Below are 26,237 nucleotides of genomic sequence, written 5' to 3'. Positions count from 1 at the left end.
GGGCTGCGAAGCTAACCGCAGGAACGGCAATGTCCGTCGTAGCCATGCCAGATACCGCCGCCCCGCGTCCGTTCGCGGTGTCGCTGTTGCCGATTATGGGCGCAGTCTTCGTCGCCTTTCTCGTCATCGGCGTGGCGATGCCGGTGCTCCCGCTCTACGTCCATGACGGATTGGGGTTCGGCACTTTCGTGGTCGGCCTCGTCGCCGGCAGTCAGTTCGCTGCATCGCTGATCTCGAGACCCTGGGCGGGCCACTATTCTGACGGCCGTGGCGCGAAGCGCGCGGTTGTCGCAGGTCTGCTGGCGGCCTCGGCGTCCGGATTGATCTACTTGTGTTCGCTGCTGTTCCAAGGCGCGCCCGGAGCATCGGTCGCCGTGTTGCTGCTGGGGCGGGGCGTGCTTGGAGGAGCGGAGAGCTTCATCATCACCGCCGCCGTCAGTTGGGGGCTCGCGATCGTCGACGCCCGCAATACCGGAAAGGTCATCGCCTGGGTCGGATCCGCGATGTTTGCGGCCTTCGCGATCGGAGCCCCGGTCGGCTCCGCGCTCTATGCCGGCTACGGCTTCGCCGCGATCGCGGTCGTCACGGCACTGGCTCCTCTCGTCACACTGCTGCTGATTGCACCGCTTCCGGCCGTCGTGCCGGTGCCTCGCGCCCGCTTATCTTTCGCAAAAGTGTTCGGATCGGTGTGGATCCCCGGTTTCGGCTCGGCGTTGGGCAGTGTGGGATTCGGGGCCGTGACCACGTTCGCCGCGCTGCTGTTCGCCGATCGTGGCTGGACGCAAGGCTGGCTCGCCTACACCGCCTACGCCGTCGCGTTCATCCTTGCGCGCGTCTTCTTCGGCCACGCATCCGACAAGTTCGGCGGCGCCAAGGTCGCGCTATTCTGCGTGCTCATCGAAACTGCCGGCCAGGCGCTGATGTGGCTGGCCGTACGTCCCGAATTGGCGCTGGTCGGAGCCGCACTCACGGGTTTCGGATTCTCGCTGGTCTATCCCGGCTTCGGCGTCGAAGCAGTCCGGCGGGTGCCGGCACAAAGTCGCGGTCTTGCGATGGGAGCCTACACCGCCCTCCTCGACCTGGCTCAAGGGGTCGCAAGCCCCGCGCTCGGGTTGGTCGCGAAGGGAGCCGGCCTGAATGTCGTGTTTCTCGTCAGCGCCGTCACCGTACTCTGCGCCGCGTTCGTCGCGTCCTGGCTGATGGTGAACCCGCCAACAATCGGAGGACAGCAGCAATGAAGCTTCTCGCAGCGACCGTACTTTCGCTTTCGATCGTCGCCGGCGCGGCCAACGGTCAACAAACTATCGAAGGAGTAAAAGCCATGCCCACGACCGAAGACATTCGCGCCGTCGCGCCCGCCCTCGAAAGATATGCGAAGAATGTCGTGCTCGGCGATCTCTGGAAGCGGCCAGGTCTGCCGGCGCGCGACCGGAGCATTGTTACGGTCGCCGCACTCATCGCGCGCGATCAGACGGTCGAATTGCCGTACTATCTCAACCTCGCGCTCGACAACGGTGTGAAGCCGGCCGAACTGTCGGAAATTATCACGCACCTGGCGTTCTACACCGGGTGGGCAAACGCGATGGATGCCGTCGCCGCGGCCAAGGACGTGTTCAAGAGCCGCAACATCGGCGCCGACCAACTTCCGCCCGCAGCCGGTCCCCAGCTTCCCCTTGACGAGGCGGCGGAGGCGCAGCGGGCGACGCGTGTCGGCGAGCAGTTCGGCAAGATCACGCCCGGCCTCGTCCAGTACACGACGGACGTGCTGTTCCGCGATCTCTGGCTGAGACCGGGGCTCGCGTCGCGCGACCGCAGTCTCGTCACGGTCAGCGCCCTTGTCGCGACGGGCCAGGTCGCGCAGATCACCTATCATCTGAACCGGGCGATGGATAACGGGTTGACCAAGGAGGAAGCCGGCGAGGTCGTCGGCCATCTCGCATTCTACGCGGGTTGGCCCAACGCGTTCTCGGCGGCGCCGGTGGTCAAGGACGTCATCGAGAAGCGGTCCCGGTAGCGATGTCGTCGTACTCGCGTCGACAAGCCATCGCCTTGGTCGCCGGCTTAGCGGCATCGGCGGCGCCGGACGCCCGCGCCGAAGATTCGAACATGCAAAGGAACGCAGTCATGGACATCGATATCAAGAGAAACGGTTCCCGCCCCTCGACGAAGGGGAATTCCGACTGGTTCACCGGATCGGTCCGGGTGGACCCTCTCTTCCAGACTCCGGACCCCGGTCGGGTGAGCGGCGGTCAGGTCACCTTCGAACCCGGTGCCCGGACCGCCTGGCACACGCACCCGCTCGGGCAGACGCTGGTCGTCACTGCCGGCCTCGGATGGGTGCAGCGCGAGGGCGGATCGATCGAGGAGATTCGCGCCGGCGACGTCGTCTGGTTTCCGCCGGGTCTGAAGCATTGGCACGGCGCCTCGCCCACGACGGCCATGACGCACATCGCCATCCAGGAATCCCTCGACGGAAGGAACGTCGATTGGATGGAGAAGGTGGCCGACGACCAGTACCGAAAGTGAGGTCCACGATGCACGGCTGGAACAGCGATGAACTTCGCGCCGCCGGCCTCATCAAGGAGGTGGCGTTCGAACCGGTCGACGGACCGGTTCTGGATTCGATCGACGAGGCGTACCGCGCGAAGTATCGCGGCAACCGCTATCTCGAACCCATGATCGGTGCGCGTGCGCGGTCCGCGACCGTACGGATCCTGCCGAGGGCCGCGGAAGCATGAGCATGAAGCAGCTTCTGGTCTACGGCGCATCGATGCTCGCCGTCGCGCTGGGCGGCGGCGCCGTCGCCCAGGAGCCGGACGGACAATATGTCCAGGTGGCGGAGATCGAGGTCGATCCCGCTCAAGTGGGCGCCTACAGGGCCGCAATCGAGCAGCACATCGGCGCGGCGATCCGAAAAGAGCCGGGTGTCCTTGTGCTTTACGCCGTGGCTGAAAAAGACGACCCGACCCGCGTCAAGGTCTTGGAGATCTATCGCGACAGGAAGGCTTACGAAGCCCACCTTGGATCGGATCATTTCAAGAAATACAAGGCGACAGTGGAGAAGATGGTGAAGTCGCTCAAGCTTGTGCAGGCGACGCCCATCGCGCTTGGAGCGAAAACGAAGTGAGGTGGTTTTGATGAATCCGACCTATGATTTCAGCGGCCAGGTCGCTTTGGTGACCGGAGCGAGTTCGGGCATGGGACTGGCGACGGTAGAAGCTTTCGCAGCCTCCGGAGCGGCCGTCGTTCTTGCCGACATCAACGAGAAGGCTCTGCAGGTCGCCACGGAAAAACTCACGTCGGCCGGACGAAAGGTCCTGTCCGTGGTCTGCGATGTCTCGAACGAGGCGCAGGTCGCAAACACGATCGAGCGGGCCGTGGCGCATTTCGGCAGGCTCGATATGGCTTTCAACAACGCGGGCATCCAGGTGCCGCCGAGCGATGCCGCTGATGAGACCGCGGAGAACTTCGATCGGGTGAACGGAATAAACCTTCGCGGTGTCTGGGCCTGCATGAAGCACGAATTGCAACAGATGCGGACACAGGGAAGCGGAGCCATCGTGAATCGCTCGTCGCTCGGAGGTCTGGTCGGATTGCCCAGCCGCGCCGCCTATCACGCCTCTAAGCATGGCGTCATCGGACTGACGAGGAGTGCGGCGATGGAGTACGCGCCACGCGGTATCCGGATCAACGCGATCTGCCCCGGCACAATCAATACGCCGATGGTGTCGGACATGCTGGCGAAGCAGGCGGACGCCATAAAGGAAATCATGCGCGACCAACCGATCGGGCGGCTTGGCGAATCCGATGAGATCGCGGCCGCCGTGCTTTGGCTCTGCAGTCCGGGCGCCAGCTTCGTCCTCGGCGTCGCGCTACCGGTGGACGGCGGGTTTACCGCCCATTGAACGCATCGTCTGTTCGCGGAGGGGCGCACATGCATGCCTGGCTAACATGGCACCACGTGAGCCCGGCCGGCGCCGCATCCAGCGCCGGCCGTCTCCCGCCGCTACTGCGTCCGGTCCGAGGTCCAGCCTTTGTACTCGCCGACATTGTCGCGCGTCACGAGTTTCGACGGCAGCAGCTCGACTGTGGACGCCGGCTTCTGGCCGTTGAGGATGCCGACGCCGACCTGCACGGCGCGGCGCGCCATGAAGAACGGGTCCTGCGAGGCGGAGGCCTGAATCTGCGCCGCCTGCGGGTCCTTGAGCGCTGCTTCGATATCGGGCGCGCCGTCGACCGCGGTGATGACGATGCCGGTGCGGTGCTGCTGGCGCGCCGCAAGGTCGGTGCCGATCGCCTGCGGATCGTTGATCGCGAAGATGGCGTCGATCTTGGCAAAACGGGTCAGATAACCCTGCGCCACCGTGAGACCGCCTTCGCGCGAGCCCTTGCCGTCCTGGTCGTTGGACAGGACCTTGATGCCGGGATTCTTGCCGAGCACGTTCTTGCAGCCGACGACGCGCGATCGATCACCGCGGAAACCTGCGGACCGTTCTCGATGATCACGTCGCCTTTGCCCCCGAGCTTGTCGACGATGTACTGGCAGGAGATCTCGCCGGCCTGGACGTTGTTGGTGGTCACCGTGGCGTCGGCGCCCTCGGCTGCGGTGTCGACGGCAACGACGACGATGCCGGCGGCCTGGGCCTTCTTGATCGCCGGGCCGACCGCCTTGGGATCGCCGGGATTGAGCAGGATCAGGTCGACGCCGGCGGCGATGAAATTGTCGATCTGGGTGACCTGCTTGCCGAGATCATACTCGAAGCCGACGGTGGTGATCTTCACGTTGGGATTGGTTTTTTTGGCCTCGAACTCGGCGCCCTTCGACAACGCGACGAAGAACGGATTGCCGAGTGAGCCCAGCGAAATGCCGACCGACTTGAGCTCCTTGGCGAAGGACGGAGCAGAGCTCAGGACGAGCGCCATCGCGGCGCCGGCAAGCGAGATCGTCTTCAACATTGGCTTCCCTCCCTGGTCTGTTGAATCTCCGGCACGGCGACCAGTTGCCGTGACGGAATGAACATGAGGGCGCAGCAGCGGCTGCGTCTCTCCCGCGCTCAAGTGCGGGCCGAGCCCTGCAGCCGATAGCGGTCCAGCGCGACCGCGCCGATGATCACCAGGCCCTTGATCACATATTGCCAGACGTCGGACACGCCGATCAGGATCAGGCCGTTCGACAACACGGCAATGATCAGCGCGCCGACCAGCGTTCCCCAGATCGAGCCGATGCCGCCGACAAAGGAGGTGCCGCCCAGGATCACGGCGGTGATGGCGTCGAGCTCGTAGGACTGGCCGAGCTGCAGGCCATTGGCGGCGTAGAGGCGCGCCGCCTGCATCGCGCCGCCGAGGCCTGCGAGCAGGCCGGACACGGCATAGACGAAGATCAGCACGGCCCAAACCTTGATGCCGGCGAGCCGCGCGGCGCTCTCGTTGCCGCCGACCGCGTAGATGTGCACCCCGAGCACGGTGCGCTTGAGCACCAGCCACGACACCAGGATGACCAGCAACGCGATCACCCAGAGCCACGGTATCGACACGACGCCGGGAATGAGAGTCACGGCGCCGTTGCCGATGAAAGCATAGGGAATCGACGGATTGAACACCGTGGTGTCGGCGCCGAGCAGGCGCGCCGCACCGCGCACGGCGGTCAACGACCCCAGCGTGACGATGAAGGGCGGCAGGCGCAACAGCGCGATCAAGGCGCCATTGAGGATGCCGAAAACGGCGCCGGTGAGCACCGCGGCCGGCAACCACAGTGCCCCGAGATCGGGGAATTTGGAGACGATCAACCCGGCCATCGCCGACGCCGCCAGGATGGAGCCGACCGAGAGATCGATGCCGCCGGTGAGGATGACGAAGGTCATGCCCGCGGCCAGCACGGTATTGACCGCGGATTGCTGCACCACGATGCCGATGTTCTGGCCGGTGAAGAAGCGGCCGTCCGACAGGACATGAAAGCCGATGCACAGCAACAGCAGCACCGGCAGCATGCCGACCGCGCGAATGATCATCCGCGTACGCTGCCGCTTCGTCTCCTGCGCGGCGGCAACACCGGACCCGGCTGGGGCGGCCTTTGCAGGTACGGTGTTGGAGGAAGCGCCGTTCTCAGGCATCGAGCTGCTCCGTTCCGGTGGCGAGTGCCATGATCTCCTCCTGATTGAGCGGCGATTTCGCGTCCCGCCGGATCTGCCCGGCGATCCGCCCCGCGCGCATCACGACGACGCGGTCGCAGATGCCGATGATCTCGGGCAGGTCGGACGAGATGACGAGAACCGCGGCGCCCGATTTCGCGAGATTGTCGATGATCGAATAGATCTCGGACTTGGCGCCGACGTCGACGCCGCGCGTCGGCTCGTCGAGGATCAGGATTTTCGGACCGATCGCGAGCAACCGCGACAGCAGCACCTTCTGCTGGTTGCCGCCGGAGAGCCCGCCGGCGGGAACGCCGACATTGGCAGCGCGGATTCCGAGCGCCGCGAACGCGCGTTTGGCGCGGTCGCGAGCCTTGTCTCGGTCGAGGATGCCGCCGAATTTCGCATCGCGTCCCAGCACAGCGAGATTGATGTTGTCGAGGCAGGACATGTCGAGAAACAGGCCGAGCGCCTTCCTGTCCTCGGTGAGATAGGCAATGCCCGCGTCCAGCGCCTCGCCGGGCGTGCGGATGCGGACCGCGCGGCCCTCGATCTCGACATGGCCCGAGATCATGGGCGCGGCGCCGATGATCAGATGCGCAAGCTCGGTGCGGCCGGCGCCGACCAGGCCGGCGAGACCGACGACCTCGCCCGCATGCACCGTCAGCGAACATCCCTTGACGCGCCTGTTGTCCGCGATGTCGACGGCCGCAAGCACGGGAGCTCCCGGCCGCGCCTTGAGATCATGCTCCTTCTTGTAGAAGGACGAGACGTCGCGTCCCACCATCATCCGGACGATGGCGTCGGCGCGGATGTCCGGCTTGTCGAGCGAACCGACCAGCGTGCCGTCACGCAGCACGGTGACGCGGTCGCCGAGCGCATAGACCTCGTCCATGCGATGCGAGATGTAGATGATGGCGAGACCTTCGGCGCGCAGCTGACGAATCAGCGCGAACAGCCTTTCACTCTCGCCGGCCGACAGCGCGGTGGTCGGCTCGTCCATGATCAGGATTCTGGAGCGGGCATGCAGCGCGCGCGCGATCTCGACCAGTTGGCGCTGGCCCATCGAGAGACTGGCCACCAGGGTCTGCGGCGTGAAATCGGCGCCGAGCCGCGCAAGGATCGGACCGACGCCGGCCTGCATCGCCTCGCGCGCCAGCAAGCCGCCGCGGGAGACCTCGCGACCGAGATAGATATTCTCCGCAACGCTCAGATTGGGGGCGAGCGAGAGTTCCTGATAGATGATCGCGATGCCGGCCGCGCGGCCGCCGTGCGGGCCGCTGATCTGCACCGGCTGGCCGTCGATGCGGATTTCGCTGCCCGGGTCTGGCCGGTAGGCGCCCGACAGGATCTTCATCAGGGTGGATTTGCCGGCGCCGTTCTCACCCATCAATGCGTGGATTTCGCCGGCGTAGACGGTGAGGTCGACGTCGCGCAGTGCCTTGATGCTGAAGAACGATTTGGAGACCCGGCGCATCTCGAGGATGGGCTCGCTCATCACACCTCCCCGGCGCGCCGACGGCGGCATCGTAATCTCACCCGCGTCTCGTTCGGTCCCTGGCGCGTGGCGCATTAAACAAAAGGCCGCGGCGCAGGGCAATAGCTCCCGCATGCCGACGAACGGTCCGGCGCCGCTTTTATCTTTTCCGGGCGGAACCGATCTCGAATGCAATGCCTTTTCTTCGCCACATCGTCGCGCACCATCTGGTGCGCGATCAGCGCCGCGGCCGGTACAGGCGGCGCCATTCCGGAAGTCGCTCGGCATAGGCCTGCGCAAGCGCGCGGTCGGGCTCGAACGTCTCGACGCGCCGTGGCGCGGTGCAGACGGCCTCGATCGCCTCCCCGGTGACGGCGAGGCGGCCGAGCCGCGCCGCACCAAACGCCGCGCCCGTCTCGCCGTCGGCAAAGCGATGCACGGGGACGTTCAGGACATTGGCCAGCACCGACAGCCAGAACCGCGACCGCGAGCCACCGCCGATGACATCGGCCTCAGCGATCACCAATCCGGTCTCGGCAAGCACGTCCCGGCAATCCGCAAGCGCGAAGGCGACGCCTTCCAGCACGGCCTGCACGATGGCGTCACGATCGGTGGCGTGACTGAGCCCGTCGAGCATGCCGCGCACATCCGGGTCATCATGCGGGGTGCGTTCGCCGGAGAGGTACGGCAGGAAGCTGACGGACGACGGCGCCTTTGGGTGCAACCCGAGCGGCGCCAGCAGGTCGGCCTCGGAGGTCCCCAACAACCGCGCGATCCAGGCCAGGCACGATGCCGCCGAGAGGATCGCGCCGGCTTGAATCCATCTGTCGGGGACGGCGTGACAGAAGGTGTGCACGACCCGCTCCGGGTTGGCCGCGATCGTGTCGGTCGGCACCAGCAATGCGCCGGAGGTTCCGAGCGAAATGAAGGCCGCGCCGGGATTGATGGCGCCGATGCCGACGGCTCCCGCAGGATTGTCGCCGGCCCCGCCGGCGATCATCGGCCGCCCGGTCATGCCCCAGCGCTGCGCCATCTCGCTCCGCAGCCGTGCCGACGGCGCGCAGCCCTCGACCAGACGCGGCATCTGCCGGCGCGACAGAACGGTCGCGGCGAGCCCCTCATCCGACCAATCGCGGCTGATAACATCGAGCCACAGCGAACCCGAGGCGTCCGAGACATCCTCGATCGCTTCGCCCGTCAGCACCAGGCGCAGATAGGCCTTTGGTTGCAGCACGAGCCTGGTGGCGGCGAAAATCTCCGGTTCGTGTCTGGCGACCCATAGCAGTTTTGGCGCGGTGAATCCCGGCATCGCCTTGTTGCCGGTCGTCGTCCGCAAGGCGGGCCAGCGCCGCTCCAGCTCGGCGCATTCCGCGACAGACCGTCCGTCATTCCAGAGAATGCAGGGGCGCAACGGCGCGAGGCCGGCGTCGAGCAGCGTTGCGCCGTGCATCTGGCCCGACAGGCCGATGCCCTCGACCCCGGCCAATTCGCGCGCGTGATCCGCCTTCAGCGCATCCAGCGTCGCGAAAATGGCCTCGATCCACTGCGCCGGGTCCTGCTCGCTATGGCCGGGATGTGGCGAGCTGACCGTCAGCGACCGGCTGCGGCTCGCCACCACGCGCTGCGCGTCGTCGACCAGAACGATTTTGACGGCAGAGGTGCCGAGATCGATCCCGAGATACATGATGCCACTTGCCTTGCGCGTTGCCTTGCGCGTCCAGGATCTTGCGTGTCCATGACATTGCGGGCATGGCGTTCCCGATGTTGGCATGCACCCGCCAATCATGTAACCCCCACCCGAAACCTTGTCGGGACGCAATGCCCATGACCATCGCCGCCACCGACGACGCGGGAGCCACCCGCGCGCTGATCCTTGCATTGCTCGCGCTGGCCTGCGGGCACATGCTCTCGACCTTGCTGCGCACCATTCCGGCGGTCAGCCTCGACCTGATGGCAGCGGATTTCGGCATCGAACCACAGGCGCTGGCGAGCCTCACCTCGGTCTACCCGTTCGCGTTTGCGGCGGCGCAGATCCCGGTCGGCGCGGCGATGGACCGCTTTGGCGTCCGGCCGGTGTCGCTGAGCCTGCTCGCCGGAACCGTGGTCGGCGCCATCGCGTCGGGGTTCGCGACTGGACCCGAAAGCTTCGCGGTCGGGCAAGTGCTGCTGGGCATCGCCACCTCCGGCATGCTGATGTGCCCGATGACGTTGGCCGCCAAGCAATTGTCGGCCGCCCGCTTCGGGCTGTGGTCGGGCGCGATCCTCTCGATCGGCAATATCGGCATGCTGCTGTCGTCGAGCCCGCTCGCCTTCGTGGTCGACACCTACGGCTGGCGCGCCGGGTTCTGGATCTCGGCACTCGGCGGCGTCGTGGTCGCGTTTGCCGTGTTCATGCTGGTGCCGAACCAGCCGGCCGAGCACAAGGATGAATCCTCGGCGCTGTCGCAGATGATCGAGGTGCTCAGGCTCGGATTGTCGCGGCCCTTGCGCGGCCTGATCGCGCTGGCGCTGGTGTCGCTTGCGACCTCGCTGGTGCTGCGCGGCCTGTGGGGCGGGCCGTGGCTGATGCAGGTCAAGGGATTGTCGCGGGTCGAGGCCGGCAACCAGCTCGGCGCGTTCACGCTGGCGATGATTGCTGGCCCGCTTCTCATCGGCATGATCGACCGCAAACTCAGTCGCCGCCGCGAGCTGGTGGCGGGAACGCACCTGGCCGGCGCATTGCTGCTGGGGCTGATGGCGTTAGGGGCGCCGCACTACGCTGTCTCCGTGCTGTGTGGTGTGCCCGTGATGCCGCCGCAATACGACCTCGTGCTGTTCGTGCTCATCGGGCTCGCCACCTCCGCGCAGCCGCTGCTGTTCGGCATGTCGCGTCAGCTGGTCGACGCCCAAGTTGCGGGCAAGGCGCTTGCGGCGATCAACCTCGCCTTCTTCCTCGGCGCGGCGCTGATGCAGTCGATCACCGGCGCGGTCGCGGCCTTCGCGGGGCTGCCGGCCGTGCTGCTGTTCATGGCTGCCATGCTCGGCATCGGCGCGCTGATCTTTTTGGTCTATACCTCGCCAAGACCGGCGATAGAGTAAGGCTCTGCATCAAGGGGACATCTCATGTCTGTCGACGCCAAAGCCGCCACCGACCGCCTCATGCGCTTCCTCGCCGTCGAAGGCGTCACCGGGCAGGAGGCGGCGATCGGGCGGGAGCTCACGGCCGCGCTGAAGGAGAGCGGCGTGCCGGCGAAGGCGATCCGGCTCGACGACGCCAATACGCGCATTCCCGTGCCGACCGAGACCGGCAACCTCATCGTCGACCTGCCCGGCCGCGGCGCGCTGCACAACCAGCCGCGCATCATGTTCATGACCCACATGGACACCGTGCCGCTGTGCGCCGGCGCCAAGCCGAAGCTCGCGAAGCGCAAGATCGTCAATGAGGCCAAGACCGCGCTCGGCGGCGACAACCGCTGCGGCTGCGGCGTGCTGGTGACGCTGGCGGCCGAGCTCGAAAAGCAGAATCTCGATCATCCGCCGATCACGCTTCTGTTCTGCGTGCGCGAGGAGAGCGGGCTCTATGGCGCGCGCCACGTCAAGCTCAACGAGCTCGGCTCGCCGGTGATGGCGTTCAACTATGATGGTGGCTCGGCCTCCAACGTCGTCATCGGCGCCGTCGGAGCCGATCGCTGGACCGTGGAGATCTTCGGCCGCGCCTCGCATGCCGGCGTCGCGCCGGAGCGCGGCATCTCCTCGACCATGATCCTCGCGCTGGCGCTGGCTGATGTGAAGGCCGGCGGCTGGTTCGGCAAGGTGGTCAAGCGCAAGCAGCAAGGCACCAGCAATGTCGGCCCCGTCACCGGCGGCGAGGGGCGGCCTGCGGGCGATGCCACCAACGTCGTCACCGACTACGTGCACGTGCGCGGCGAAAGCCGCAGCCATGACGGAAAGTTCTTCAAGGAGATCACCAAGGCCTACAAGGCCGCGTTCGAGAAGGCGGCCAAGCGCGTCACCAACGCGCAAGGAAAAGCCGGCAAGGTCAAATTCAAGGCCGAAACCGACTATTATCCGTTCCGCATGAAGGAGAACCTGCCGGTGGTGAAACGCGCGATCGAGGCGGTGTCTGCGGTGGGCGGAACTCCGAACGTGCGCGCCGCCAATGGCGGCCTCGACGCCAACTGGATGGTCCGCCACGGCGTTCCGACGGTGACCTTTGGCGCCGGCCAGAACGAGGCGCACACGATCGACGAATGGATCAATCTCGACGAATACGACCGCGCCTGTGCGCTGGCATTGCAGCTCGCGACGATGCGGTGAGCTGCCTTGCACGGCGCGCGCTTGCCGGGCCGTGCATGCCAGCCTAGCCTGCAAAGAAAACGCAGGGACAAATCATGCCGCGCATTTCGACCATCGAGACCGGGTTCTACCGGATCCCCCTCCCCGTCACGCTCTCCGACTCGACCCATGGCGAGATCGCGGCGTTCGAGCTGATCACCTGCCGCATCCGCGATGCCGATGGCGCCGAGGGCGTCGGCTACACCTACACAGTCGGGCGCAATGGCGGCGCGGTCGCCAACATTCTCAAGCGCGAGATCCCGCCACTCGTCGAGGGGCGCGAGGCCGATGATACCGAAGCGATCTGGCATCAGGTCTGGTGGGGCCTGCATTATGGCGGGCGCGGCGGGCCGGCGGTGCTGGCACTCTCCGCGCTCGACATCGCGCTGTGGGACTTGAAGGCGCGGCGCGCGAAATTGCCGCTGTTCCGCCTGCTCGGCGGTTTTGATGCGCGTGTGCCGTGTTACGCAGGGGGCATCGACCTCGATCTCTCCGTCGAGGCGCTGCTGAAGCAGACCGACGGCAATCTCGCCAAGGGCTTTCGCGCCATCAAGATGAAGGTCGGCCGGCCTGATCTCAAAACCGACGTCGCGAAGGTCTCCGCGATGCGACAGCATCTCGGCGACGGGTTTCCGCTGATGGCGGACGCCAACATGAAATGGACGGTCGAGGAAGCGATCCGCGCCGCCCGTGCGTTTGTTCCCCATGACCTCACCTGGCTCGAGGAGCCGATCATCCCCGACGATGTCGCGGGACATGCGCGGATCATGCAGGCCGGCGGCGTGCCGATCGCGGCCGGCGAGAATTTGCGCTCGCTGTGGGAGTTCAAGAACTACATCGTCGCAGGCGCGGTGTCCTATCCCGAGCCTGACGTCACCAATTGCGGCGGCGTGAGTGCGTTCATGAAGATCGCGCGGCTGGCGGAAGCGTTCAACCTGCCCGTCACCAGCCACGGCGCGCACGACATCACCGTGCACCTGCTCGCGGCCTGCCCGAACCGATCGTATCTGGAGGCGCACGGCTTTGGGCTGGACAAATATATCGAGCATCCGCTGGTGCTGGAGGATGGGCTTGCGCTCGCGCCGGACCGTATGGGCCACGGCATCAGCTTCGACTGGAGCGGGCTGGCGAAGCTGGCGGCGTAGCGCGGATCCGCGGCCGCCGGTGCGCCCCCTCTCCCGCTTGCGGGAGAGGGTTGGGGAGAGGGTGTGTCTCCGCAGAGAGATCCCCAATGACGATCGAGCCCTCTCCCGGCCTCTCCCGCAAGCGGGAGAGGTGAAGTGGAGCGCGCAGCGCGGTCGGTCTGCCCAGCAATCACCAACGTGTTGCTGCACGCGAGGCATTCCAAGGTGCTGGATGCAGGGCGCGGATAATCCGCTATGGTGGCAAGCCGCCACCTTGCGAGAGATGCCTGTCTTGACACCCGAACTGCACCAGAAACTGACCGCGTGGCGCCAGCATTTGCATGCGCATCCCGAACTGTCCCTCCAGGAGAAGGCCACCGCCGCCTTTGTGCAGGACAAGCTCACCGAGCTCGGCATTCCCTTCGTGTCAGGCATCGGCGGCCACGGCATCGTCGCGACCTTGACGCGTGGCCACACGCAGAGCCGCGTCGGCCTGCGCGCCGACATGGATGCGCTGCCGATCACCGAAGACACGGGCCTGCCCTACGGCTCGAAAAATCCCGGCGTGATGCATGCCTGCGGCCATGACGGGCATACCGCTTCGCTGCTCGGCGCCGCCGCGCTGCTCGCCGCCGACACCAGCTGGAGCGGCACGGTCGACTTCATCTTCCAGCCGGCGGAAGAAGGTTTTGGCGGCTCGCGCGCGATGGTCGCGGCCGGGCTGTTCGACCGCTTTCCGATGGAACGGGTGTTCGGCTTTCACAACTGGCCGGGCCTTGCCGCCGGCACCATCGCGGTCCATGACGGCGTCGTCATGGCCTCCGGTGGCCGCGTCAGCATCACGATCGACGGCCATGCCGGACATGCCGGCATGCCGCATCTGACACGGGACCCGGTGATGGCGGCGGGCCATTTGATCGTTGGCGCTGCAATCGATCGTATCGCGCAGCGTCGATCCGCTCGACACCGCCGTGCTCTCGCTGTGCACGATCGAAGGCGGCACCGCGCGCAATCAGATCGCGGGGCGCGTCATGATCGGCGGAACGCTGCGCTATCATCGCGACGCGGTGAAAGACACCATCGTGGCGCGGATCGAAGCGATCTGCGCCGGCATCGCGACGAGTTTTGGCGTCAAGGTGACGCCCGAGATCGTCATGGGTGTCGGCGTCGTGATCAACACGCCGACGGAGGCGGGTCTCGCGCGCCTCGCCGCGGACAAGGTGCAGGCCGAGCTGCGGCGCGACCTCGCGCCCAGCATGGCCGGCGAGGATTTCGCCTTCTACCTCCGGCATCGGCCCGGCGCCTTCGTCTGGATCGGCAACGGGGCTTTACGCGACGGCGCCGAGCTGCACGGCCCGCGCTATGATTTCAACGACGCGATCCTGCCGGTGGCATCGAGCTGGATGGCGGAAGTCGCCAAGTCGGCGCTGGTCTCGAACAAGTCGGCGCTGGCGTCAAACTAGGCGCGCTCAAGAGATATCGCGCGGCAGCTTCCAGCCCGGCTTCGGCTCGAATGTCTCCTCGATGCGCGCGACGTGATAACCGGCAGGCAGAAGCCTGCCGCCCTCCTCGTCCGCGACGGGAACGTCGGTCACCAGCCCTTCGATCAATGCGGCTTCCCACACCTCCTTCTCGGAGGGGAATGGGTCGCCGATCTGCTTGCTACCTTCGAACAGTGCGTACATCGGTTCCGATCCTGCGTTGGTCAAGCTCACGAGCAACGTATCGGCCGCACGGGCGTTCCCTTTCGGCTGGCGCGGCTCCCGCCATCAAGCGTGCCGCGTCCGACGATGGCAACCGGATGGCAGGGAAATGGCACGCGTTCTGATCGGAACTTCCGGCTGGCATTACGCCTCCTGGCGGGGCCCGTTCTTTCCGGTGGGCGTGACGTTGAAGGAGCAGCTGCGCTATTACGCCGGACAGTTCGACACCACCGAGCTGAACGGGGTGTTCTACCGCACCCCGACGCCGGAGGCCGTCGAGGCTTGGCGGGCGCAGACCGGGCGCGATTTCGTGTTCGCCTGGAAGGCGTCGAAATTCATCACCCACTGGAAGCGCCTGTCGGGCCGCTCCGTCAACAGCCTCGAGCTGCTGGAGGATCGTATCTCGCGGCTCGGCGGCAAGGCCGGCCCGATCCTGTTCCAGCTCCCGCCGCAATTCGAGGTCGACGCGGACCGCCTCGCCGCCTTCTTCAAGCTGTTGTCGAGAAAGCGGCGGTACAGCTTCGAATTCCGTCATCCGAGCTGGTATCAGCCGCGCATTCTCAGGATGCTGGCCGACGAGAACATCTCGCTATGTTTGTCCGACCATCACGACGCGCCGGCACCATGGAAGCGCACGGCGGATTTCGTCTATGTGCGCGGACACGGACCAAGCGGGCGCTATCACGGGCACTATACGAAAACCACGCTGGCGCAATGGTGGCGCGGCGCATCAAGTCCTGGAAGCGGCAGGGCTGCGACGTCTTTGTCTACTTCGACAACGACCAGAAGAGCGCGGCGCCGGCCGATGCACAGGCATTGAAGCAATTGCTGTAACGCACGGACAAGGCTCGGCGAAGCGCGGTCATGCCGCCGATCGATCCGGCAACCCGCCCTGCAGCTCGTCGAGCAGGCGCTGCTCGCGCTGGATTCTGCTACGGTAGCACTCGCGTTCGCTCTCGGTTCTGGCGCCGGCCAGCAGCAGCCGATAGTGCCGGATCACCTTCTCGCTGCCGCGGATGAGGAGGTCGCGGACGTCGCTCATCGTTCCGCTCCCCGCGCGGCGGACGGCGGCTGGTTCGGAAGGGTGAATGCAATGGGGAAGACATCGGCGGCAAGGGCCTCGAGCGCGGTCTGCTCCTCGGCGAGGCGTCGTTCGACAAACCGGCGTTCGATGTCCGACAGCTTGGTCTTCAGCAAGCGCCGGTAGCGGGAGAGATTGTTTCGGTGCGCACGGAGGCGGGCCAGATCTTGATCGAGCATCGTCGTCACTCCAGACGGTCGTTCACGGTCCTTATCGATTTAGCGGTGTCGGAAGGGCAATCTTGCAATCTTCCTGGCCAAAAAATATTCAGGCTGCTTTCCTTGTCAAGGCGATTCCTCGCCGCTTGCCGGCGCTTTTGGAGGGATCGGCCGGCCGCCGGCGATGTGAGTCAAAAAAAAATTTTGCTCACCTCTTGCAACGTCCTTGCGCCGCTCTATTTCGTTTTTCGCCGCGAGAGCGGCGTGCCGGATGCCCGATCGGGTCCGGCGCGGGCGCCGGTCGGGATGTTCGGACCTGGTCCGATTCCCTGTCTTGCGCTCCTTCGTATCCATCTTGCTCTTTGGAGGACTTGGTATGAGGACCACCTTTGACTTCGCGCCCCTGTGGCGCTCCACCATTGGCTTCGACCACCTGGCCGACCTCGTCGACAGCACGCTGCGCCAGGCGAGCGAGGACAACTATCCCCCCTACAATATTGAGCGGTCCGGCGAAGACCACTACCGCATCACGCTGGCGGTGGCGGGCTTCAGCGTCAACGACATCACGGTGACCGCCGAACAGAACGCCCTTACCATCGAGGGCAGGAAGCCCGACAGCGCTGCACGCGAATACCTCTACCAGGGTATCGCGGCACGCCCGTTCCGCCGCGTGTTCAATCTCGCCGACTACGTCCAGGTCAAGCAGGCTGCCTTTGAGGACGGCCTGTTGATCATCGACCTGGTGCGCGAGATTCCGGACGCGATGAAGCCACGCCGGATCCAGATCGCGGGCTCTTCGTCACCGCAGATCGAGCAGAGGAAGGCGGCTTAGCCTCGTCCCGCTCGTTCGGCACTGCTGCAACCAGCATGGCGGATGGCGACCGGGTCGCCGTCCGCCGATCGAGAACCATCCCTTCGGAAGGAGTGTAGAGGGAGACAACCATGACCAATGCCAATGCGACCACCGGCGGTCTCGACCCGCTGTTTCATCCCGCCGCACATTATGCATCTCCGAGCGCCGTCCTCGACGACCGCGGCCTCTCGACCCCGGAGAAGCGGATCATCCTGTCGTCGTGGGCGTCCGACATGTACGCGGTCGAATCCCATCCCGCGTTGCGCGAGATTCCCGGCCTGGACCACACCATCCGGCTCGCGGACATCCTCGCCGCGCTGCGCAGGCTGGATGACGACGACGACCCGCCGCCCCCCGGCGGCGCCTCGATGCGGCTGCGGCGTCCCGCATTTGATGCGGGAGCCGACGGTGACGGCCGACCACCTGATGGTCGCGCTGCCATCGATCTCTGCGCGTAGCGCCTCCGGCGTCCGCCGACGTTGTCCTCCAAACAACCCGTTGACCACACCGCAGCCAAGCTCCCGGCAATCGCACAGGGCCGATGAGAGATTGCCGGATGTGCTCGGCCTGCCTCCCTCGCTAGACGATGCCGCCTTGCCGGAGCGCCGCGATCGCGGCCTTGTCGTAGCCGAGCTCGGTCAGGATAAGATCGGTATGCTCGCCGAGCGTCGGCGCGCGCGTCGCGATTTCACCGGGCGTTTCCGACAGGCGGACGGCGGCGCGTGTCACTGGTGCGGGCTTCGGCAGACCGGGATAATCGACGTCCTGCATAAAGCCGGCGGCGCGGATGTGCGGATGATCCAGCGCCTGCTGCGGGCTCAGCACCGGGCCGGTCGGAATCATGGCATTGCCCAGGGTGTCGACGGCCTCCTGCGTGGTGCGCTCGGCGCACCAGCGCGCCATCCGCTCGCTGATGACGGGACCGTTGTTGCCGCGGCTGATGTCGTCGGCAAAGCGCGGATCGTTCAGCCACACCTCCTCCTCGCCCATCAGCCTGGCCCAGCGTTTGAACAGCGGATGCCCCGTGACCTGGCACAACACCCAGCCGTCGCTGGTGCGATAGATGTCGGCTGGCGCTGCGGTCTGGCCGAGATTGCCTGTCGGCACGCGATTGACGTTGATAACGCGCCTGCTCGATCAGCGTGGCATTGGTGAAGGACAAAGCGGTTGCAAGCAGCGCGCCCTCGACGATCTGCCCGCGCCCGGATTTGCCGCGCTCGATCAGCGCAGCGAGCGTCCCGAACGCGCAATGCAGCGCCGTTCCGAAATCGACCCAGTTGACCGCGGCCCGGTAAGGCGGATCGCCGGCGCCCGTCATGTACACCGAACCCGACATGACCTGCCCGACGCCGTCGAAGCCGACGCGGTCGGACCAGGGCCCCGGCCCGCCGAACGCGGTTGCCGTCGTCAGGATGATGTCCGGCTTGATCGCCTTGAGCGAGTCGTAGTCGAGCTTCATCGCGCGCAGGGTCTGCGGCGGCAGATTGGCGACGACCACGTCCGCGGTCGCAACCAGGCGGCGCATCACCTCCTGCCCTTCCGGCTTCATCGGATCGAGCGTGAGGCACTTCTTGTTGCGATTGACCTGAAGAAACAGCGCGCCTTCGCCACCCTCTCCCACCGGCGCCACGAAGCGATCCTCGCTGCCGTCGCGCTTCTCCACGCGAATGACCTCGGCGCCGAATTCGGCCAGCAAGGTCGCGCAATAAGGCCCTGCGATATAGCGCCCGAAATCGAGAACGCGTACGCCCGCCAAAACTCCCCGCATCCGTTCCTTCCCGGTGTTCTTACCTCAGGTTTTGGTCAGATTACAGGGACTGGCCGCCACGGCAAGGTCGCAACGGACGTCATGCCCTGCCTCAAGATGTCATCGGTTCGCCGTTTCGGCTGGCGGAAATTGCGCGCTCTAGATTCCTATTTTGACGCGTTTTCTTTGCGCGAACCGGTGTCCACTTCGCTCGAAAACGCTTTAGTATGACCCGTCCGTCCCCCAGCGAGAGCCCCATCCATGCCGCAACAATTCGATCGATCCGCAGAAGATCTCGGCAACGCGATCCATCTCGAGCACGTCAACATCCAGGTCCCGGATCAGCGGCTCGCCAACCTGTTCTACGTCACGGGCCTCGGGCTCACCCGCGATCCCTACCTGATGGTGTCCGACACCAACATGTGGATCAACGCCGGGCGGAGCCAATTCCACTTGCCGAGCGGGAGGCCGCAGGTGCTGCGCGGTCATGTCGGACTGGTGATCGCGGGCCGCGAGGCGCTGCTGGCGCGATTGGCGTCGGTCGCCAAAAAGCTCGAGGGCACGGCGTTCGCCTTCGCCGAGCGCAACGACCATGTCGAAGCGATTTGTCCGTGGGGCAACCGCCTGCGCTGTTACGAGCCCGACGCCGCGCGCTTCGGCCGCATCGCGCTCGGCATTCCCTATGTCGAGTTCGACGTGCCGGTGGGTTCGGCAGCGCGTATCTGCGCCTTCTACCCTGAAATCATGGGCATGCCTTCCGCCTTGTGGAACGGCGACGGCACGGTCGCCGCCGTGAAGACGGGCCGCGACCAGCATCTGTTGTTCCGCGAGACCGATCGGCCGCAAGGCGACTACGACGGCCACCATGTGCAGATGTACATCACCGACTTCTCCGGCCCTTACCGCAGGCTGTTGGCGCGCAATTTGATCTCGCGCGAGGACAATCAATATCAGTACCGGTTCTGCGACATCGTCGATCTCGACGGCGGCAAGCCCCTGTTCACGGTCGAGCACGAGGTGCGCAGCGCCACTCACCCGATGTTCATGCGGCCGATGGTCAATCGCAATCCGGCGCTGAACAATCGCAATTACGCATCCGGTCACGATCAATCGCTCTGGGCGATGGGGCCGGACCAATACGAAGGATAGGCGGACGCTGATTGGAGTGGAAGCGGCTGAAGGGTCCGTTCAGGGCCAGACCGGAAGTGGACCGACGGCGTAGCTAGAGTGCTAAGTCTGGTGGATTTGGCCGGCTTCAACTCGGCGCTCGCGCTACATCAGGCCATCCGCAGGTCGGTCGTGCGGCGGTCGGAACAATGTAGCCGAAGGCGTTTCCCCAAACATCGCGCGGTAACTCCCTGAGAAGCGCCCCAGCTCCCAGAACCCGTGCTCCATGGCAATTCTCGTCACGGTCGTGGTGGAAGAATCGGCTTGCGAGAGCGCCCGGCGAACAAGGTGCATTCTCCTCAGCGCAAGATAGCGGATAGGACCCATGCCGAGATGTGTTTCGCAGGCGGCGCGAAGGCTGCGTTCCGCCGCTCCGATCGCTCCGCATATGTCTTCCAAATAAAGCGGCACGTTCGGGTTAGCTTCAAGATATTCATGGAATTTTGCGATTATCCGAGCCTGCCGCAGGCCGCAGTTAATGGATCGACTAGATGCGCTCTCCGTCAGACACCTGACCAGTAGATGGATGAACTGGTTCTCCAAGGAGCGCGCTGCCTCGTTCACGACAAGAATCTCAGGCGCGTTTGCTGCGATTTGGCCCACTACCTCATGCAGGTTCAACAGCCGCGACATCATAGCAGCATCCGGCCGAATAAGCTGCTTCTGCGCTGAGTTCGAAAAAAACTCGCAACCGGCTATGGCTTGGCAAGCGGCATCGAGTTGGGCGATCGCGAGAGATATCGATCCCAGACGAAACTCGGCCTCGGTCTGCTGGTGTATCTCGTCGCCGTCATTGGCGATGATGTCTCCAGACAAAACGTCCATTCCGCAGTGCCGCATACTAGCTGGCGACGATGACGTCAGGAACGTAAATACGCTGCGTCCGGGCTTGATAACGCCGGTGTTGAGCGTGGGTAGATTATGGAAGAAGCGTTGCAGCAATAGCTCACCCAAGCGGACCTTGATCAATTCCGCCTTGAACGAACAGCCTGACGTCGGTAGCACCTCAAGATCCGCAGTGGTGATCGCCGCCTGGTAGCAAAGTGGGTCTTCAAAGCTGAGCGTCGCACTCCGATCCATCTTCTCCTCCGCAGTTTTCGGCACACGTGTTGTGTGTTTCCATCGGACGGTTGGCGGTTGGGGCTCGGCGGCGGGCTCCGAATTAAGTGAATCCGGCCGGGGGCGACGAATAGATTTGCCAGCCCCTGTCGCTTAAGGTCCGAAGGTTCGAGGATGATCGATGGGCGCCGAGCCAGAGCAGCCGATCAACATGACAGCGGACGAGTGCGACGAATTCGCCGACGCACTGACCGAAGCGGCTGTCGCTCTGCCGGCCGGACAAAAACGACTTGAGATAACACATTTGGCGCATTGCTATCGCAGCTCGCAAGGATGAAGCGTTTGGTCGCGCGGAACGTGAATTGATGGGGCTGAGAGTGGGGTTCTGATCTTCGCCCCCGCTCCAGAACGGCTCTGCAGCCGCGCCGCAGCGAAGGTATCCAGCTGAGGAAGGTATTCGGCGAAACCGCCCCGCTAAATTGGACCAAGGTCCCACGTGGCCGTGCGGCGGAGGACGTGGGCGCGCATGAAAACCGATCTGTGGTCCGATGCGGCTTAGTCCCACCACCGCCCAAAGCCGAGTTCACCACTCGACAGCTCCCGAATGAATGCTCTATTCTCGTCCGGGTTTCGAATGGACGAGCTTCGTGAAAGCCTGCGATCGTGTTGGTTGGCCGGCTGCTAGGTACGCGCGTCCTTTGCGTGGTGCATTTCTGCTGATTCTTTTCACGCCTTGGGTTTTCATCGCTCAATCTCACGCTGAAGATGCGTCGCGACGGGTTTTAGTTCTCCACGCATACAATTATACGTTCCCGGCTACCGCACTGGTTTCGGATGCGGTTCGAAAGCGCTGGCTGGAACGATCTCCCGAGGGGCTTGAAATCGACGCCGAATATCTGGATTTGGCCCGACGTCCGGATGAGGCGCACGCCTCACGAATGGCCAATTTCCTTCGCGAGAAATACGCCGGCGTCCATTTCGACCTTCTGTTCGTAATCGGCGTCTCGGCGATACCTTTTATCCTCAAGTATCGTGACGTAATCGGCCCGGGTGTTCCCGTCGTATTTTCCGATGTCATCCGGTCGACCTACGAAGCGCTGCAGTTGCCGCCGGACATCACCGGCGTGATCAATAACTCCTACCCTGAAAAGACACTCGAGCTTGCAGAACGGCTTCAGCCCAACGCACGCCGCTTGGTTGTGATTAGCGGGACCGATGTCGTCGATCTCCGCTGGCGTGAAATCGCACGCACTGCGATTGAAAGGCAGAATGCCGGGCTTGAGGTGGTCTACTGGTCTAACCTCACTCATGCGGAATTGCTGCGCGACGTTTCACGGCTGCCAAGTGACAGCATTGTCATGATGCTTACCTTTTTTGCAGATCGCGAAGGCAAACGCTTCATCCCAAGAGACGTGGCTGCGGCGGTGGCGAAAGCTTCCGCCGCCCCAGTCTATGGGATCTTCGATACTTATATCGGCGCCGGCATCGTTGGAGGATACACAGACACATTTGAGTCTCTGGGCATAACTGCCGCTGACATGGCCCTTGAGATACTTTCAGGTACCGAGGTCACGAAGGTTCCTCCCAAATCCAATCCGAAGCCCGCATTCCGGACTGATGCGCGGGCTATGACGCAGTGGGGCCTCAAAGAAAGTGACCTTCCGCTTGGCAGCGTTGTACTCTTCAAGCAGCCGACGCTCTGGAGTGAGCATCGCTACCTCGTACTGAGCACGATCTTGATTGTCGGACTGCAGGCATCCTTCGTCACCGCATTGCTGTTCCAGCGGCGCCGGCGCTATCAAGCGGAGATATCGCTCAAGGAAAGCGAGGAGCGAATGAGCTTCACCGCGGCTTCAGTAAATGTCGGTCTATGGCAGTTTGACCGAACAACGAACGGAATGTGGGCCACGGAGCATTGCCGAGCAATGTTTGGGCTCGCGGGTGACCGGCCGCTTACCCGCGATACGTTTTTGGAAATCATACACCCTGACGACCGCGATGTCGCACTCGCCGCGATCCGGCAAATCAGGAATGCCGGCGAACCTGCCGTAACGCAAGTTCGGATACTAATGGAAGGTCAGGTGCGCTGGATCAGCATCCGGACGCGTGTGCGCCCCGACGATCACGGAGCTCCGAACCGATTTAGCGGAATTTTCGTTGATGTCACCGAGCAGAAGGCCGTCGAGTCCGAAGCGGAGTTGCAGCGACAGGAAGTTACGCATTTGATGAGGGTTTCCGTTCTGGGTGAGCTCTCCGGTGCGATCGCCCACGAGGTCAACCAGCCACTCACTGCGATCTTGTCGAACGCGCAGGCTGCGCTCTATCTGCTGGCTGACGATCCCCCCAACATCGCGGAGGTTCGAGACGCGCTGCAGGATATTGTGCAAGATGTTAACCGGGCTGGCGAAGTCATTCATCGCCTGCGCAGCTTGCTGAAAAAAGGCGAGACGGTGCTGGAGTCTGTCAGTATGAACGCACTGATCGATCAGACGGTCGCGTTGCTTCGGAGCGAAATGATCGACCGCCGCATTATGGTCAACATGGATCTTGCGGCAGCTTTGCCGCAGCTCTTCGGCGATGCCGTCCAATTGCAACAGGTTCTGCTAAACCTCCTCGTGAACGCGATGGACGCGATGGCTTCGACCGCGGGGACGCGGACGATCACGATCTCCAGCCGAGCAACGCAGGGATGCATTGAGGTTTTTGTCAGAGATCGAGGACCAGGGATCGAGGTTGCCCAGGCAGACCGTTTGTTCGAACCGTTCTTCACGACAAAGACCCATGGCCTTGGACTTGGACTGACGATCTGCTCCACCATCATTGAAGCGCATGGAGGCAAGATTGCCGTGGCCAACGACCGTACTGGTGGCGTCGTCGCGACTATATTGTTGCCAACGCAAGAAGTCCTTGCGGAGGCCCAATGAAAGATCCGACGTTCACAATTTTCGTTGTTGATGATGACACGAGGGTGCTGAATGCGTTGTCGCGGCTGTTACGGGCGCGAAACTTCGACGTCAAGGCATTCACGTCTGCGCCGATGTTTCTAGCCGAACACGATGGATCGGTGCCTGGTTGTGCCATACTCGATGTGTCGATGCCTGGGTTGAATGGGCTAGAGCTGCAGCAGACCTTGACTGCAGCAGGTTCGCAAAGACCAATCATCTTCCTGACGGGAAAGGGCGACATCCCGACCAGCGTCCGCGCCATGCGTGCCGGTGCGATCGACTTCCTGACCAAGCCTGTCAAGGAAATAGAACTGTTGGCCGCGATTGCACGAGCCGGGAAAGAGGATGCGGCGACCCGCGTCGCTATTGCTGAGATCGGCGAGATCAAGGTACGGCTCGCGATGCTGACACCGCGGGAGCGCGAAGTTCTGACCCAGGTGGTCGCCGGCCGCCTCAACAAGCAGATCGCGGGGAACCTGGGTACTGCGGAGAAGACGATCAAGGTGCACCGCGGGCGGGTGATGATGAAACTCGGGGTGCGCTCGGTGGCGGACCTCGTAAGGTTGGCGGAAAAAGCGCGGATCTAGTGCCGAGTGGAATTCCAGGCAATGTTGGTCCAAGGGCCAACTCGACAGGCCACAACCCTGACGCCGATAGTGTCACCATGGGAGACAACTCGGGCTGCATCGCGATTGTGGATGACGACCCCTTCGTTCTGAGGGCTCTCGAGCGCTTGTTGAGGGCACGCGCGCTCGAGGTCAGGACATACACCTCGGCCCGGGGCTTTCTGGCCGGGCTGCCGCTCGGACTGCCAGTGTGCCTGATCGTCGACCTGCAGATGCCCGAAATGAGCGGCCTTGAGCTTCAGCACCAACTCACTCGCTCAGGGATCCGGATTCCCACCATCGTCATCACGGCTCACAACGAGACCAGCGCCCGTGAACGCTGCGAAGCGGCCGGCTGCGCGGCTTTCCTTACCAAGCCGCTGCAACCTGCATCGCTGCTGGTCGCCATCGAAACTGCGACGAACACCAAGAGGTAAGCTTCTGTCCGGAGCCGGTCGGCGACCATGGCAACAAAAGGTGTACGGTGCTACGTTCTCAAATGAGGCAAGGCGTGCGTTTTGCCGGATTAGCATAGGCAGCCGTTGGTTCCCCGACTAGCCTGAGGATGCCGTGCTCATCGTTCTTTGCCGCTGTTGTCGTCGCCCTATCGGCAATCTCTCATAGAGCTAAGCAAATCTGCTGGGGACAGGCGTCCGGTTCGCTCGCGATGAAAGGTCATGCCGATGGGTACGAATGCCGGTGTTGGGATGAGTCATCATCGAAATCCGAAGGTGGCCGGGCGCGAGGCCGCCGAGAGAGCATTGACGGCGGCCGGGATCGACCGGCCCGACTTCGTCTTTATGTTTGCTTCCGTCGGATATGAACAGCGCGCACTCCTGGACGCCGTTCGCGTAGCCACCGGTGGTGCTCCGCTCGCCGGCGGGTCTGGCGGGGGAGTCATCGCAGGTGTCGAAGCCGACGAGTCGAACTTCTCGGTGGCCGTGATGACCATCAGCTCCGATGAATTGAAATTCAAGAACGCAATCGCCTCCGGCCTCAAGGCGGATTCGGAAGCCGCGGGAAGGACCATCGCTCAGAGCCTGGCTTGCGAGATGCAGCCTGACACGCTTGGGTTGATCATGCTTGGCGACGGGCTGACCCTGAATTTTGACCGATTCGCCGCAGGCCTCAAGAGTGAATTGCAGCTTGATCGTCACCTGCCCCTGTTTGGGGGTACGTCGGCCGACAACATGGAATTCAAACAAACCTATCAATATTGCGACGATCAAATCACATCCGATGGTATCGCCTGCATTCTGCTGTCCGGATCAGCTCGGCTTGCCTGGGCGGTTAACCACGGCTGCCTTCCGATCGGCGGCGAACGCAAGGTGACCCGCTGCTCCGGCAACGTCATTTACGAGATCGACGGCATGCCGGTCCTCGATGTGCTCAAGGAATATCTGGTCGGTGACGAAATCGACAATTGGAGCAAGGCGGTCCTCAGTCTCTGCATGGCATTCAAGGCGCCCGAACAGATCAAGGGTTACGACGACTATTTGATCCGCTTCATGCCGACAAAAGATGACAAGGCGGGGTCAATCACAATTCCGACCGAGGTCGAAGAAGGTACGAGCATCTGGATGAGCCGGCGCGACCACGAGAAGATATCGGCCGGCGTCGACCGCATTGGCGAAGAAATCAAGTCAACATTAGGCAATAACGCACCGAAGATGGTGTTTCAGTTCGACTGCATAGGCCGCGGCAAAGCCGTTTTCCGCGACCAGCAAAAAAGCCAAATACTGGAAAAGCTTCAGCAAAAAATTGGGCCCACGGTTCCATGGATAGGCCTCTACACCTATGGAGAAATTGGGCCGATAGGAGGGCGCGACTATTTCCACAACTACACCGCCGTAGTATTAGCAGTTTACTGAGTTAG

The 26,237-nt window shown here is 63.8% G+C and carries 24 protein-coding genes and 4 pseudogenes; 19 read left to right on the top strand and 9 right to left on the bottom strand.

From position 1 onward, the window contains the following. Positions 1-29 precede the first annotated feature (29 nt). From ACVWYI_RS13155 to ACVWYI_RS13130, 6 genes are all read left to right on the top strand, one after another. Entirely contained in the window at positions 30-1,238 is a 1,209-nt protein-coding gene (locus ACVWYI_RS13155) for an arabinose transporter (RefSeq protein ID WP_456662265.1), read from the top strand. Continuing rightward, a complete protein-coding gene (locus ACVWYI_RS13150; RefSeq protein WP_456662264.1) occupies positions 1,235-2,014 on the top strand; it encodes a carboxymuconolactone decarboxylase family protein in 780 nt (259 codons plus the stop codon). The genes ACVWYI_RS13155 and ACVWYI_RS13150 overlap by 4 nt, the downstream gene beginning before the upstream one ends. Positions 2,015-2,130: 116 nt before the next feature. Continuing rightward, on the top strand, positions 2,131-2,526 hold the full coding sequence (locus ACVWYI_RS13145; protein WP_456664517.1) for a (R)-mandelonitrile lyase: 396 nt from the start codon (positions 2,131-2,133) through the stop codon (positions 2,524-2,526). Between the two features lie 8 nt (positions 2,527-2,534). Beyond that, the gene (locus ACVWYI_RS13140) at positions 2,535-2,738 is read left to right on the top strand and encodes a DUF2255 family protein (protein WP_456662263.1); all 204 of its coding nucleotides are present in this window, start codon (positions 2,535-2,537) and stop codon (positions 2,736-2,738) included. 2 nt (positions 2,739-2,740) lie between these two features. Beyond that, the gene (locus ACVWYI_RS13135) at positions 2,741-3,127 is read left to right on the top strand and encodes a putative quinol monooxygenase (RefSeq protein ID WP_456662262.1); all 387 of its coding nucleotides are present in this window, start codon (positions 2,741-2,743) and stop codon (positions 3,125-3,127) included. 10 nt (positions 3,128-3,137) lie between these two features. Next, positions 3,138-3,905, top strand: coding sequence for a glucose 1-dehydrogenase (locus tag ACVWYI_RS13130; protein WP_456662261.1), 768 nt, complete (start codon positions 3,138-3,140; stop codon positions 3,903-3,905). 101 nt (positions 3,906-4,006) lie between these two features. Here the strand turns inward: ACVWYI_RS13130 and ACVWYI_RS13125 are convergent. The 4 genes and pseudogenes from ACVWYI_RS13125 to xylB form a co-directional block, all read right to left on the bottom strand. Next, positions 4,007-4,923, bottom strand: a pseudogene (locus ACVWYI_RS13125) (ABC transporter substrate-binding protein). Between the two features lie 131 nt (positions 4,924-5,054). Continuing rightward, on the bottom strand, positions 5,055-6,110 hold the full coding sequence (locus tag ACVWYI_RS13120; protein WP_247348171.1) for an ABC transporter permease subunit: 1,056 nt from the start codon (positions 6,108-6,110) through the stop codon (positions 5,055-5,057). Further along, positions 6,103-7,626, bottom strand: coding sequence for a sugar ABC transporter ATP-binding protein (locus ACVWYI_RS13115; protein WP_456662260.1), 1,524 nt, complete (start codon positions 7,624-7,626; stop codon positions 6,103-6,105). The genes ACVWYI_RS13120 and ACVWYI_RS13115 overlap by 8 nt, the downstream gene beginning before the upstream one ends. Before the next feature lie 217 nt (positions 7,627-7,843). After that, positions 7,844-9,289, bottom strand: a complete 1,446-nt coding sequence (xylB, locus tag ACVWYI_RS13110; RefSeq protein WP_456662259.1) for a xylulokinase — start codon at positions 9,287-9,289, stop codon at positions 7,844-7,846. 140 nt (positions 9,290-9,429) lie between these two features. Between xylB and ACVWYI_RS13105 the strand changes: the two genes are divergently transcribed. From ACVWYI_RS13105 to ACVWYI_RS13090, 4 genes and pseudogenes are all read left to right on the top strand, one after another. Then, entirely contained in the window at positions 9,430-10,683 is a 1,254-nt protein-coding gene (locus tag ACVWYI_RS13105; RefSeq protein WP_456662258.1) for an MFS transporter, read from the top strand. 24 nt (positions 10,684-10,707) lie between these two features. Continuing rightward, a complete protein-coding gene (locus tag ACVWYI_RS13100; protein WP_456662257.1) occupies positions 10,708-11,901 on the top strand; it encodes a M20/M25/M40 family metallo-hydrolase in 1,194 nt (397 codons plus the stop codon). Positions 11,902-11,975: 74 nt separating this feature from the next. Next, the gene (locus ACVWYI_RS13095) at positions 11,976-13,064 is read left to right on the top strand and encodes a mandelate racemase/muconate lactonizing enzyme family protein (RefSeq protein WP_456662256.1); all 1,089 of its coding nucleotides are present in this window, start codon (positions 11,976-11,978) and stop codon (positions 13,062-13,064) included. Between the two features lie 271 nt (positions 13,065-13,335). Beyond that, positions 13,336-14,506: pseudogene (locus ACVWYI_RS13090) on the top strand (amidohydrolase). Positions 14,507-14,512: 6 nt separating this feature from the next. Here the strand turns inward: ACVWYI_RS13090 and ACVWYI_RS13085 are convergent. Then, complete coding sequence (locus ACVWYI_RS13085; RefSeq protein WP_354046086.1) at positions 14,513-14,728, bottom strand: hypothetical protein; 216 nt, start codon at positions 14,726-14,728, stop codon at positions 14,513-14,515. Between the two features lie 127 nt (positions 14,729-14,855). On the opposite strand from ACVWYI_RS13085, the pseudogene ACVWYI_RS13080 reads away from it, so the two are divergent. Then, positions 14,856-15,580 (top strand): annotated as a pseudogene (locus ACVWYI_RS13080) (DUF72 domain-containing protein). Positions 15,581-15,608: 28 nt separating this feature from the next. Here the strand turns inward: ACVWYI_RS13080 and ACVWYI_RS13075 are convergent. Together ACVWYI_RS13075 and ACVWYI_RS13070 are read right to left on the bottom strand one after the other, a co-directional pair. Then, positions 15,609-15,788, bottom strand: a complete 180-nt coding sequence (locus ACVWYI_RS13075) for a hypothetical protein (RefSeq protein ID WP_456662255.1) — start codon at positions 15,786-15,788, stop codon at positions 15,609-15,611. Then, entirely contained in the window at positions 15,785-16,006 is a 222-nt protein-coding gene (locus ACVWYI_RS13070; protein ID WP_456662254.1) for a hypothetical protein, read from the bottom strand. Before ACVWYI_RS13070 ends, ACVWYI_RS13075 begins: the two co-directional genes overlap by 4 nt. 355 nt (positions 16,007-16,361) lie before the next feature. On the opposite strand from ACVWYI_RS13070, the gene ACVWYI_RS13065 reads away from it, so the two are divergent. After that, positions 16,362-16,817, top strand: a complete 456-nt coding sequence (locus ACVWYI_RS13065) for an Hsp20 family protein (RefSeq protein ID WP_456662253.1) — start codon at positions 16,362-16,364, stop codon at positions 16,815-16,817. A 110-nt stretch (positions 16,818-16,927) separates the two neighbouring features. Continuing rightward, positions 16,928-17,296: a hypothetical protein gene (locus tag ACVWYI_RS13060; RefSeq protein ID WP_247348146.1), complete on the top strand. Its 369-nt coding sequence runs from the start codon at positions 16,928-16,930 to the stop codon at positions 17,294-17,296. A 121-nt stretch (positions 17,297-17,417) separates the two neighbouring features. On the opposite strand, the pseudogene ACVWYI_RS13055 reads toward ACVWYI_RS13060, so the two are convergent. After that, positions 17,418-18,606, bottom strand: a pseudogene (locus ACVWYI_RS13055) (CaiB/BaiF CoA transferase family protein). Positions 18,607-18,846: 240 nt separating this feature from the next. Between ACVWYI_RS13055 and ACVWYI_RS13050 the strand changes: the two are divergent. After that, on the top strand, positions 18,847-19,734 hold the full coding sequence (locus ACVWYI_RS13050) for a hypothetical protein (protein WP_456662252.1): 888 nt from the start codon (positions 18,847-18,849) through the stop codon (positions 19,732-19,734). A gap of 123 nt (positions 19,735-19,857) precedes the next feature. Here the strand turns inward: ACVWYI_RS13050 and ACVWYI_RS13045 are convergent, their stop codons facing one another. Next, positions 19,858-20,832: a helix-turn-helix transcriptional regulator gene (locus ACVWYI_RS13045; RefSeq protein WP_456662251.1), complete on the bottom strand. Its 975-nt coding sequence runs from the start codon at positions 20,830-20,832 to the stop codon at positions 19,858-19,860. 160 nt (positions 20,833-20,992) lie between these two features. On the opposite strand from ACVWYI_RS13045, the gene ACVWYI_RS13040 reads away from it, so the two are divergent. The 5 genes from ACVWYI_RS13040 to ACVWYI_RS13020 all read left to right on the top strand — a co-directional run bounded on the left by ACVWYI_RS13040 (position 20,993) and on the right by ACVWYI_RS13020 (position 26,232). After that, entirely contained in the window at positions 20,993-21,148 is a 156-nt protein-coding gene (locus tag ACVWYI_RS13040) for a hypothetical protein (RefSeq protein ID WP_456662250.1), read from the top strand. Between the two features lie 310 nt (positions 21,149-21,458). Further along, positions 21,459-23,735 carry a sensor histidine kinase gene (locus ACVWYI_RS13035; protein WP_456662249.1) on the top strand — a complete coding sequence of 759 codons (2,277 nt, stop codon included), beginning with the start codon at positions 21,459-21,461 and terminating at the stop codon, positions 23,733-23,735. Continuing rightward, the gene (locus tag ACVWYI_RS13030; protein ID WP_456662248.1) at positions 23,732-24,343 is read left to right on the top strand and encodes a response regulator transcription factor; all 612 of its coding nucleotides are present in this window, start codon (positions 23,732-23,734) and stop codon (positions 24,341-24,343) included. Before ACVWYI_RS13035 ends, ACVWYI_RS13030 begins: the two co-directional genes overlap by 4 nt. Positions 24,344-24,420: 77 nt before the next feature. Further along, complete coding sequence (locus tag ACVWYI_RS13025) at positions 24,421-24,798, top strand: response regulator transcription factor (protein ID WP_249811867.1); 378 nt, start codon at positions 24,421-24,423, stop codon at positions 24,796-24,798. A 246-nt stretch (positions 24,799-25,044) separates the two neighbouring features. Further along, positions 25,045-26,232, top strand: coding sequence for an FIST signal transduction protein (locus tag ACVWYI_RS13020; protein ID WP_456662247.1), 1,188 nt, complete (start codon positions 25,045-25,047; stop codon positions 26,230-26,232). Positions 26,233-26,237: the final 5 nt, after the last annotated feature.

It is taken from the genome of Bradyrhizobium sp. LB13.1 (genome assembly GCF_054056815.1).
This window is presented reverse-complemented; position numbering and strand designations above follow the sequence as displayed.